The sequence below is a fragment of the Streptomyces sp. WZ.A104 genome (assembly GCF_002382885.1).
Lineage (GTDB): Bacteria > Actinomycetota > Actinomycetes > Streptomycetales > Streptomycetaceae > Streptomyces.
The window spans coordinates 1-9986 of record NZ_NWVL01000131.1; the positions used below are offsets into that span (position 1 = coordinate 1).

The following is a 9986-nucleotide window of genomic DNA, read 5'->3' on the forward strand; positions in this document are numbered from 1 at the left end:
CACCCGGCCGTCCGCGGCGCGCTGGGCCGCCCGCTGGGCGGACACCTGGCGCTCCACGGCCTGCTGCCGGGCCGCGGCTTCCTGGTGCGCCACGGGGCCGTGGGGCCCGGAGGCGTACGGCACGGCGCCGGGGCGGCGGTTCGGGGCGGGGTGCTGGTGCGGCGGATACGGGAGGCCGCGGGACCCGCCCCCCGTGGGGGAGCCGTCGCCGGGGCGGGGCTGCGCGTCCGGGGAGCCGTAGCCGTCCCCGTAACGGGGCTGCGGGCCGGTACCCCAGCCGCCGCCCGGTTCGCGCTGTTCGGGGTGGCCGCCGCGGACCTGGGGGGCGTCGGGGGAGAACGGGGAGCGCCCGTCGCCGGTCGGCGCGGGGCCGGTCCGCCTGCGTCGGCCGGTGCCGGGTGCGGGGCGGGGAGCGGCGCGTTCGCCGCCCGGAACCGCCGCTGCGGCGTCCGGGCGGGTGGCCTTGGAGCCCTTTCGGCTGTGTCGTCCCACGCCCCGGATCAGCTCCCGCCGCAATCGTCCAGCAGTTCCCGGAACGCCTGGGCGACCGCCTCCGGGTACTCCATCATCGCCACGTGCCCCGCCTCGGGCAGGGTCAGCAGCCGGGCGTCGCGGAAGGCCGCGCACGCCTTGCGTGCCATCCGGTACGAGACGAGCTGGTCCCGTCCGCCGTACACGAGCTGGGTCGGTGCGAGCACCCGCTCGGCCTGGCGCCACAGCCCGTGCTGTCCGCCCAGGGTGTAGGCGTCCACGATGCCCCGGGCCGAACGCGTCATGGCGTCCCAGAAGTACGGCAGCTCCAGTCGTCGCTCCATCTCGGCCACCGCGTTGCGGAAGGCTTCCTCGGAGACACGCGCCGGATCGCCGTAACAGAGTGCCATGACTCCGCGGGTCCGCTGCTCCGCCGTCCAGTCCTTCGTGAGCCGGGCGAACAGGGAAGCGACCCCCGGCACCGCGAGAAGGCCGGTCGGCAGGGCGGGGCGCTGCACCCGCCATTCGGGCAGTGCGGGCGAGACCAGGGTGAGGGTGCGCACCAGATCGGGGCGGACCGCGGCGACCCGGGTGGCGACCGCACCGCCCAGGGAGTTGCCGAACAGATGGACGGGCCCGCGCTCCTCCGCGTCGAGCAGCCGGATCACCGCACGGGCGTGTCCGGTGAGGGAGTAATCGCCGTCGTCCGGCGGCGGCGAATCCCCGAACCCGGGCAGGTCGACAGCCTCGCCGTCGACCACGTCGGCCAGTAGCGGCATCAGGTCCGACCAGTTCTGCGAGGAGCCGCCGAGCCCGTGCACGTACAGCGCGGGGGGCAGTCCGGTGCGGCCGCCCGGCCGGCAGCGGATGTTCAGACCGATCCCCGGCAGCGACACGGAGCGCAGCCGCTCGCCCTCGGCGACACGGACGGCACTGGCCGCGGGAGCCACCGCTGCGGCGGCGGCTCGGGTACCCGGCAGCTCGGTCGAAGACATGCGGCAATGTTACGAGACGATCACGCGGCGATTCATGTGTTCGCCGTCACAGGGCCACATCGCGGGGTAGGAGTGTTGCTCCTACGCTTCAAGGAAAGGAAGGGAGCCACCCCATGACGGTCGACCCGAGCGACCCGGACACCTTCACGGACTCCGAGCCGGACGGAGCGGGCCCGGAGGCCCCGGAGGCTGATTTCGCGGAACAGCGGGCGGATATCCGGCCCGAGGACGACGAACGGGTGGAAGGCTTCGATCCGGCCACCGCGAACGAGGCCGACGTCGCGGAACAGAGCAGGGTCATCCCGCTCGACGAGGACGATTACCGGTAGTACGCCCCGATTTGATCGCGACCAGGGAGAACTGTGGCTTCCACAGCCGTCCGGTCCGTGAAATTCTGCGTCCGCGCCGCGCATACCCGGGTTACCCAAAAGTACGATGGCCGTGCGGCGCGGCGTGTACGGATCGGCTGTGCTGGAACAAACATTTGGGAGGCGGCGTGACAGCCATCGAGCAGACAGAGGCGGCGCGCCCGCGGGGCACCCGGCTGCCCCGCCGCGCCCGACGCAATCAGCTGCTGGGCGCCGCACAGGAGGTCTTCGTCGCGCAGGGTTACCACTCCGCCGCCATGGACGACATCGCCGAGCGGGCCGGAGTCAGCAAGCCCGTGCTCTACCAGCACTTCCCCGGAAAGCTGGAGCTCTACCTCGCCCTCCTCGACCAGCACTGCGAGTCGCTGCTCCAGGCCGTCCGCACGGCACTGGCCTCGACGACGGACAACAAGCTGCGCGTCGAGGCCACCATGGACGCCTATTTCGCGTACGTGGAGGACGAGGGCGGCGCCTTCCGGCTGGTCTTCGAGTCGGACCTGACCAACGAGCCCGCCGTGCGCGAGCGGGTCGACCGGGTCTCCCTCCAGTGCGCCGAGGCGATCTCCGACGTGATCGCCGGGGACACGGGCCTGTCCAAGGACGAGTCCATGCTGCTCGCGGTGGGCCTCGGCGGTGTCTCCCAGGTGGTGGCGCGCTACTGGCTCTCCAGCGGCTCCAGCATTCCGCGCGACACGGCTGTGCAGTTGCTGACCTCGCTGGCCTGGCGGGGCATCGCGGGCTTCCCGCTGCACGGCGCCGAGCAGCACTGAGCCCGCCGGCGGACGGCGGGTGACGCCGTGTTCGCTGCGGGCGTTGCCGGTCGGGCCGTGAACGCCGCCTCCGCCGGGCTAATGTGGCTGCGTACGGCGCGGTTCGCCGCGCAGGGACTGACCGTCGGAGGGACATAGCCGTGGAGGTCAAGATCGGGGTGCAGCACACGCCCCGCGAGATCGTTCTGGAGAGCGGGCTTTCCGCCGAGGACGTCGAGAGCGCGGTCACCGCGGCACTGGGCGGCAAGGCGGAGCTGCTCAGCCTCACGGACGACAAGGGCCGCAAGGTTCTGGTGCCGGCCGACCGGATCGCGTATGTGGAGATCGGCGAGCCCACCGCCCGGCGGGTGGGGTTCGGCGCGCTGTAGTCCACGGGACGCGTTGGTCAACGGATCGCGGAAGCGGCCCGGCGGGAGTTCCCGCCGGGCCGCTTCTGTGTGGGCGCACCTACCCGCGCGGGTCGGAAGGGGTCACTGGAGGGTTGCCCCGCGTGGGCGAGGGGTAGTACCGGCTACGACCGATTTGCCCGCCCCGCACACCCCCGCGAGGTGATCCTCTGTGCTCTGGGAATCCTTCGGATCCGCCGTGCTCGGACTGGCCCTGTCCTGGGTGGCGCTCCGATCACTGGCCGACCGGCTCCCGTCCGGCCGTGCGGTGTACACCACCGGCGCGCTGGGCGCCCTCTTCGGCGCGTATCTGACGCATGCGGCGCTGGGCCCCGGCCATGTGGCGGTGACGCTGGCCGGGGCCGTGTCCGTCGGGGCGGTGACACTGTCGCTCCTGATCCGTCCACGCGGCCGCCGCCTCACCCGGTCGGCGGCGGCCCAGTAGCGGGGCCGGGAGCACGGAGGCGTGTTAGGCGGCCAGCCCCAGGGCGGCCATCCGCTTGGTGTGGGCCTCGGTGATCCGGGAGAACATCCGGCCCACCTCCGCCAGGTCGAAGCCGTCCGCGACACCGCCCACCAGCATCGTCGAGAGCGCGTCGCGGTCGGCGACCACCCGCTGGGCCTGCGACAGCGCCTCCCCCATCAGCCGACGGGCCCACAGCGCGAGCCGCCCGCCGACCCGGGGGTCGGCCTCGATGGCGGCGCGCACCTTCTCCACGGCGAAGTTCCCGTGGCCCGTGTCGTCGAGGACGGACAGCACCAGGGAGCGGGTGTCGCTGTCCAGCCGGGCCGCGACCTCCCGGTAGAAGTCGCTCGCGATCGAGTCGCCCACGTATGCCTTGACCAGGCCCTCCAGCCAGTCGGACGGTGCCGTCTGGCGGTGGAAGTCGTCGAGCGCCTTGGCGAACGGCTCCATCGCGGCGGTCGGCTCCTCGTCCACCGCCGTGAGCCGCTCGGTCAGCCGCTCGAAGTGGTGGAACTCGGCGGCGGCCATCTTCGCCAGCTCCGCCTTGTCCCCGAGTGTCGGCGCGAGTTTCGCGTCCTCGGCCAGGCGTTCAAACGCCGCCAGCTCTCCGTAGGCGAGGGCGCCGAGCAGGTCCACGACCGCGGCGCGGTACTGCGGCTCGGCGGACGCGGTGGCCCAGTCCTGGGCGGCGATTCCGGTGGCTTCGGGGCCTTCGGCGGGGGTGTCAGTGGCGTGGTCAGGCGTCTCCATGAACCGAACGATAGCCCGCTCGGCGGCGGGCCGAAGGGCCTGGTCAGAGGACGACGTCATACCGTTCCGATGAATTCGCCCAACACAGATGCGCGAATCCGGGGTACAGTGGTATTGCGCCTACTGAGCACTGCTGTGCCAGAGGTGCGCCCTTTGAATGAGGATGCCCGGTCGGTGGCCCGATCGGCTCCGACCCGACAGCCCTCCGCGCGGTGTGTACGACACGTACGACCTGCAGATGAGGGGCCCCCTCAGCGGTACGAGCGCTCGAGCGACGGCAGTGGTCCCGCGCCACCCGGCCCATCCACGGCCGGATGACCAACCCCGGCACGGTACGACCCCCAGCGTTCGCCTCGGACCGCGTCTCACAGAAGAGGCAGCACCCTGACTACGTTCCGCGACCTCGGTATTCTTCCCGAGACGGCCGAAGCCCTTGAGGCGGTCGGCATCACGTCCCCCTTCCCCATCCAGGAGCTGACGCTCCCCGTAGCCCTCTCCGGCTCCGACGTCATCGGCCAGGCCAAGACCGGCACCGGCAAGACGCTCGGCTTCGGTCTCCCGCTCCTGGAGCGCGTGACCGTCCCCGCCGACGTCGAGGCCGGGCGCGCCAAGCCCGAGCAGCTGACCGACGCGCCGCAGGCGCTCGTCGTCGTCCCCACCCGTGAGCTGTGCACCCAGGTCACCAACGACCTGCTCACCGCGGGCAAGGTCCGTAACGTCCGCGTTCTCGCGATCTACGGCGGCCGGGCCTACGAGCCCCAGGTCGAGGCCCTCAAGAAGGGCGTCGACGTGATCGTCGGCACCCCGGGCCGCCTGCTGGACCTGGCGGGCCAGCGCAAGCTCGACCTGTCCCACATCCGCGGGCTCGTCCTCGACGAGGCCGACGAGATGCTGGACCTGGGCTTCCTGCCCGACGTCGAGCGCATCATCACGATGCTGCCGGCCAAGCGCCAGACGATGCTGTTCTCGGCCACCATGCCCGGTGCCGTCATCAGCCTCGCCCGCCGCTACATGTCGCAGCCGACGCACATCAACGCCACGTCGCCCGACGACGAGGGCACGACCGTCAAGAACACCCAGCAGCACGTCTACCGCGCGCACTCGATGGACAAGCCCGAGATGGTCTCGCGGATCCTCCAGGCCGACGGCCGCGGACTCGCGATGATCTTCTGCCGGACCAAGCGCACGGCCGCCGACATCGCCGAGCAGCTGGAGAAGCGCGGCTTCGCCTCCGGCGCGGTCCACGGCGACCTCGGCCAGGGCGCCCGCGAGCAGGCGCTGCGCGCCTTCCGCAATGGCAAGGTCGACGTTCTGGTCTGCACCGACGTCGCCGCGCGCGGTATCGATGTCGAGGGTGTGACCCACGTCATCAACTACCAGTCGCCGGAGGACGAGAAGACCTACCTCCACCGCATCGGCCGCACCGGCCGCGCGGGTGCCAAGGGCACCGCGATCACGCTGGTCGACTGGGACGACATCCCGCGCTGGCAGCTGATCAACAAGGCGCTGGACCTGAAGTTCCCGGACCCGCCGGAGACGTACTCCACCTCGCCGCACCTCTTCGAGGAGCTCGGTATCCCGGCGGGCACCAAGGGTGTCCTGCCGCGCGCCGAGCGGACCCGTGCCGGGCTGCGCGCGGAGGAGGTCGAGGACCTCGGCGAGACCGGTGGCCGCGGCCGCAAGTCCGCCGCCCCCGCTCCGGCCCGCGAGGAGCGCGAGCCCCGTACGCGTACGCCGCGTCAGCGCCGCCGCACCCGTGGCGGCTCCTCCGTCGAGGAGGGTACGGCGACGGTGCCCGCACCGGCCAAGGAGGCCGCCCCGGCCGCCCCGGCCGGTGACGAGGCTCCCGACGCCCCGCGCACTCCGCGCCGCCGTCGCCGTACCCGGGTCAGCGCCGCGGAAGGCGTCACCGAGGCGGCTGTGGCGGTCGCCGAGGCCCCCGCGGTACCCGCCCCGGTGGCCGAGGCCGCGCCCGTGACGGAGCCCGCCCCGGTGACCGAAGCCGCGCCCGTGGCCGAGCCGGTCGCGGAGCCCGCGGCGGAAGCGGTGGCGGAGTCCAAGCCGCGCCGTCGTCGCAGCCGCGCCGCGAAGCCGGTGGCCGAGGAGACGGACCGGCCCGCCGCCCAGGCTCCCGCCGCCCAGGCCCCGGCCGAGTTCCAGACCGTGGCGGTCGCCGCGGGCATCGCGGAGCCGGTCGTCGAGCCGAAGGCCGTCAGGCCGCGCCGCCGCGCCCGGATCGTGAAGCCGGCCGACGAGGTCGACTTCCAGATCGCCCCGCCCGCCGAGCCGGAGCCGGAGCCGAGGACGCGCCGCCGCCCGGCCCGCACCACGAAGCCGAAGACCGAGTCGAAGCCGGAGACGGCGAAGGCGGAGTCCGCGAACGAGTCGGAGCCCGCCGCCGGGACCAAGGCCACCAGGACCAGGGCCAAGGCGGCGAAGAGCACCGAGACCCCGGAGGCCGCCGAGGCCAAGGAGCCCAGGACCCGGGCGACGAGGTCCCGGAAGAAGGCCGACGCCCCGGCGAAGGCTGAGGCTCCGGCCGAGGCGGAGGCCCCCGCGAAGGCGAAGGCTCCGGCGAAGTCCAAGGCCAGGTCCGCCGCGAAGGCCGCCGTCGCCGAGGCGCCCGCCGAGCAGGCTCCGGCCGCCGAGGCGGAGGCCAAGCCCCGTCGCCGCCGCGCCACGCGGAGCGTCACCTCGACCGCGACCCAGGAGGCCGCCGTGGTCTCCGAGGCCGAGGCCGTGGTGAGCGAGGCCGCCGCCGAGCCGAAGCCGCGCCGCCGCCGAGCCACCCGCCCGGCGGGCCAGGCAACGGCGACGACCGAGAGCTGACCCCCCGCCGCAGTACCGCTCGACCGACGGCCCCGGCCCCCGCACCCGCGGGGGCCGGGGCCGTTTCGGCCGCCCCGTGGAGCCAGGACCCGGGTGGCGGGGATAGCCTCGCCGTATGAGCCGCCCGCCCACCTTCACGCCTCCCGCCTGCGCCACCGCCCGGGTCCTGCACACCGAGCGCGGGGACTTCGCCGTACTGGACGCCGTACCGACCACGCCCGCACGGGCCACCGCCCTGCTGCTGCCCGGGTACACCGGCAGCAAGGAGGACTTCATCGCGCTGCTCGAACCGCTGTCGGCGGCGGGCTACCGGGTGATCGCCGTGGACGGCCGGGGGCAGTACGAGTCCGAGGGAGCGGACCGTCAGGAGCAGTACGCCCAGGGCGAGTTGGCCCGGGACGTACTGGCCCAGGCGGCCGCCCTGACCGACAGCGAGAGCGACGGAGACGGCCGGGGCGAGGGCACCGGCGAGGGGGGGCTGCATCTGCTCGGGCACTCGCTCGGCGGGCAGATCGCCCGTGCCGCCGTCCTGCTGGACGCCACCCCGTTCCGCTCGCTGACGCTGATGTCCTCGGGCCCCGCCGAAGTGGTCGCGTCCCAGCGGGAGAAGGTGAAGATGCTCAGCGACGCACTGTCCGTGCTGTCCATGGACGAGGTGTGGCAGGCGATGCAGGCGCTGGACCCGCCGCAGGACGCGGACACCGGCGACGGCGAGGACATGCGCCGACGCTGGATGCGCCACGACCCCGCCCAGCTGATCGCCACCGGAGCACAGCTGGGCGTCGAACCGGACCGGGTGGACGAGCTGGCCGCCGTCGGGCTGCCCGTCCACGTCCTGTCCGGCGAGCGCGACGACGTGTGGCCGGTGGAGCTGTTCGACGCCATGGCGCGGCGTCTCGACGCCCGCCGCACCACGATCGCCGGGGCCGAGCACTCCCCCAACACCGCCCGGCCGCAGAAGACCGCGAAGGCGCTCGCCACGTTCTGGGACACCTTTCCGGTCGCCTGACGCACCGCCCGCGGCCCCGTGACGGCGACCGCCGGTCAGTACTGCGACTGGAGGTGCTGCCAGAAGCCGTCGCGCAGCGCCCGCCGCAGGTGGGCGTGGCCGCGCAGCGAGTGCTGGAGCAGGCGTTCGGCCTCCACCAGCAGGTCCTGGTCGACGGAGCCCGGCAGATACGGGTGGCCGGGCAGCAGGTCGGCGAGGGACTCGCGGCCCCGGGCGGCGAGCCAGGCGGCGGCGATCTGCGCGCCGACGAAACGGACGTCCTCCCGGGAGGGGGCCGGGGTGTCGTCCTCGTACGTCGTGACCGGGCGCCGGGTGACATAGGGACGGCAGAAGTCCAGGTCGAAGGTGCGCTGACTGTCCACCTCCCACAGCAGCGGTTCCGCCTGGTTGCGCCCCTCGGCGGCCTCGATGCCCCACAGGTGCACCCGGGCTCCGTAGCCCTGGGCCGCCTCGACCGCCGAGACCAGATCCTCGTCGCCGCCGACGAGCGCCGCGTCGCTGATGGCCCGGTGCCGGGCGAGGGATTCGAGGTCGGTGCGGATGAGGGAGTCGACGCCCTTCTGCTGGTTGTTGGCGTTGAGGTTGCCCAGCCTGACCTTGACGTCGGGGAGTTCGGCGATGGCCTGCTGCTCCGTGGTGTGGATACGGCGCCTGGCCCCGTCGTACCAGTAGACGCGCAGCAGTCTGCTGTCCGCGAAGATCGTGCGGGCCTTGTCGATGAAGGCCTCGATCAGCCCTTCGGCGTCGAGGTCGAAGGAGCGCCGGTCCTCCGTGCCGGTCACGAGCAGGCCGGCCGCGGCGTACACATAGCCCGCGTCCACGAAGATGGCGTGCGTCGACGGCGTCTTGGAGACCTCGATGAGCATGCGCTGGAGCAGGTCGTTGGTGCGGTCCAGGCGCTCGGCGATATCGGCCGGGTACTTAGACATCCAAAAAATTTCCTTAGCGTAGGGAATGTTTGTACCAGGCAAGCCGTTGTCACATGCAAGGAACCGACGAGACGAAGGGAAGCCCCAGTGCGCTTCGAGATCATGCGACTCGACGACGTCGACGGTACCGCCGTCGACAGCACCGTCGTGGACGCCGCCTCCGTCGACCGGATCGTGCAGCAGGCCGCAGCCGTGGGCCGGCGCATCTACATCCGGCCGGCCGACGGCGCGGCTTCGTAACGCTTCGCCGACGTCACAGCGCCCCCGCACGGAAGGACCGTGCGGGGGCGCTGTGACGTCCGGGCGGGCCTCAGGAGTTCTGGATGACCTGAGTGACGCCGTTGATGATCTGCTGGACCGCGATGGCGGAGAGCATCATGCCCGCGAGCCGGGTCACCAGCACCACGCCCCCGTCCTTGATCACGCGGATGATCACGAGCGAGTAGCGCATCGTCAGCCAGAGCACGACGTGCATGGCGACGATCGCGGACCACACCGAGAGCTGCCCGCCCAGACCGTCCGCGTGCTGCACCGCCAGGATGACCGAGACGATGGCGCCGGGGCCGGCCAGCAACGGCATGCCCAGCGGTACGAGGGCGACGTTGACGTCCTTGGTCTGCGTCGGCTCGTCCGTCTTGCCGGTGAGCAGGTCGAGTGCGATGAGCAGCAGCAGGAGACCGCCCGCGATCATCAGGGCGGGCACGGAGACATGCAGATAGTCGAGGATCTGTTGACCGAGCAGACCGAAGACGGCGATCACACCGAAGGCGACCGTGACCGCCTGGAGCGCCATCTTCCGCTGCACCTTGGCGGGGCGGCCCGCGGTGAGGGCGAGGAAGATCGGCGTGATTCCGGGTGGGTCCATAATCACAAAAAGGGTGAGAAAAAGGGATCCGAAGATAGCGACGTCGAACACAGTGAGCCTTGCGAGAGATGAACGGGCGTTACGGGGGGCACGGGCCCGGGCGGCCTGCCGTCGGCGCACGACGGCAGGGGAAAGGGCGCGCGAGGAG

General features: G+C 72.4%; 11 protein-coding genes and 1 pseudogene. 7 read left to right on the forward strand and 5 right to left on the reverse strand.

What is annotated here, in order from left to right:
* Positions 1-492, reverse strand: a pseudogene (locus CIB93_RS35950) (hypothetical protein); the annotation flags it as partial.
* Between the two features lie 8 nt (positions 493-500).
* Positions 501-1466: an alpha/beta fold hydrolase gene (locus CIB93_RS35955; protein ID WP_096632989.1), complete on the reverse strand. Its 966-nt coding sequence runs from the start codon at positions 1464-1466 to the stop codon at positions 501-503.
* A 113-nt stretch (positions 1467-1579) separates the two neighbouring features.
* On the opposite strand from CIB93_RS35955, the gene CIB93_RS35960 reads away from it, so the two are divergent.
* The 4 genes from CIB93_RS35960 (at position 1580) to CIB93_RS35975 (ending at position 3435) form a co-directional block, all read left to right on the forward strand.
* On the forward strand, positions 1580-1795 hold the full coding sequence (locus CIB93_RS35960) for a hypothetical protein (protein WP_096632990.1): 216 nt from the start codon (positions 1580-1582) through the stop codon (positions 1793-1795).
* 167 nt (positions 1796-1962) lie between these two features.
* Positions 1963-2604 (forward strand): TetR/AcrR family transcriptional regulator, encoded by a 642-nt coding sequence (locus CIB93_RS35965; RefSeq protein WP_096632991.1) that lies wholly within the window; start codon positions 1963-1965, stop codon positions 2602-2604.
* A gap of 140 nt (positions 2605-2744) precedes the next feature.
* The gene (locus tag CIB93_RS35970; RefSeq protein WP_096632992.1) at positions 2745-2972 is read left to right on the forward strand and encodes a DUF3107 domain-containing protein; all 228 of its coding nucleotides are present in this window, start codon (positions 2745-2747) and stop codon (positions 2970-2972) included.
* Positions 2973-3162: 190 nt separating this feature from the next.
* A complete protein-coding gene (locus CIB93_RS35975) occupies positions 3163-3435 on the forward strand; it encodes a hypothetical protein (RefSeq protein ID WP_096632993.1) in 273 nt (90 codons plus the stop codon).
* A 24-nt stretch (positions 3436-3459) separates the two neighbouring features.
* Here CIB93_RS35975 and CIB93_RS35980 read toward each other — a convergent pair whose 3' ends face one another.
* Positions 3460-4206 (reverse strand): ferritin-like fold-containing protein, encoded by a 747-nt coding sequence (locus CIB93_RS35980; RefSeq protein ID WP_096632994.1) that lies wholly within the window; start codon positions 4204-4206, stop codon positions 3460-3462.
* A 474-nt stretch (positions 4207-4680) separates the two neighbouring features.
* Here CIB93_RS35980 and CIB93_RS35985 point away from each other — a divergent pair, with 474 nt between their 5' ends.
* Both CIB93_RS35985 and CIB93_RS35990 read left to right on the forward strand, forming a co-directional pair.
* Positions 4681-7035 carry a DEAD/DEAH box helicase gene (locus CIB93_RS35985; protein WP_179500365.1) on the forward strand — a complete coding sequence of 785 codons (2355 nt, stop codon included), beginning with the start codon at positions 4681-4683 and terminating at the stop codon, positions 7033-7035.
* 115 nt (positions 7036-7150) lie between these two features.
* On the forward strand, positions 7151-8044 hold the full coding sequence (locus CIB93_RS35990) for an alpha/beta fold hydrolase (RefSeq protein WP_096632996.1): 894 nt from the start codon (positions 7151-7153) through the stop codon (positions 8042-8044).
* 35 nt (positions 8045-8079) lie between these two features.
* On the opposite strand, the gene CIB93_RS35995 is transcribed toward CIB93_RS35990, so the two are convergent.
* On the reverse strand, positions 8080-8973 hold the full coding sequence (locus tag CIB93_RS35995; protein WP_096632997.1) for an NYN domain-containing protein: 894 nt from the start codon (positions 8971-8973) through the stop codon (positions 8080-8082).
* Positions 8974-9060: 87 nt separating this feature from the next.
* Between CIB93_RS35995 and CIB93_RS38340 the strand changes: the two genes are divergently transcribed.
* Positions 9061-9213 (forward strand): hypothetical protein, encoded by a 153-nt coding sequence (locus tag CIB93_RS38340; protein WP_096632998.1) that lies wholly within the window; start codon positions 9061-9063, stop codon positions 9211-9213.
* 70 nt (positions 9214-9283) lie between these two features.
* Here the strand turns inward: CIB93_RS38340 and CIB93_RS36005 are convergent, their stop codons facing one another.
* Complete coding sequence (locus tag CIB93_RS36005) at positions 9284-9889, reverse strand: MarC family protein (protein ID WP_096632999.1); 606 nt, start codon at positions 9887-9889, stop codon at positions 9284-9286.
* Positions 9890-9986: the final 97 nt, after the last annotated feature.

Coding starts and splice junctions, on each gene's coding strand:
- CIB93_RS35990 (WP_096632996.1), top strand. CDS start 7,151: ATGAGCCGCCCGCCCACCTTCACGCCTCCCGCCTGCGCCACCGCCCGG.
- CIB93_RS35980 (WP_096632994.1), bottom strand. CDS start 4,206: ATGGAGACGCCTGACCACGCCACTGACACCCCCGCCGAAGGCCCCGAA.
- CIB93_RS35955 (WP_096632989.1), bottom strand. CDS start 1,466: ATGTCTTCGACCGAGCTGCCGGGTACCCGAGCCGCCGCCGCAGCGGTG.
- CIB93_RS35995 (WP_096632997.1), bottom strand. CDS start 8,973: ATGTCTAAGTACCCGGCCGATATCGCCGAGCGCCTGGACCGCACCAAC.
- CIB93_RS35960 (WP_096632990.1), top strand. CDS start 1,580: ATGACGGTCGACCCGAGCGACCCGGACACCTTCACGGACTCCGAGCCG.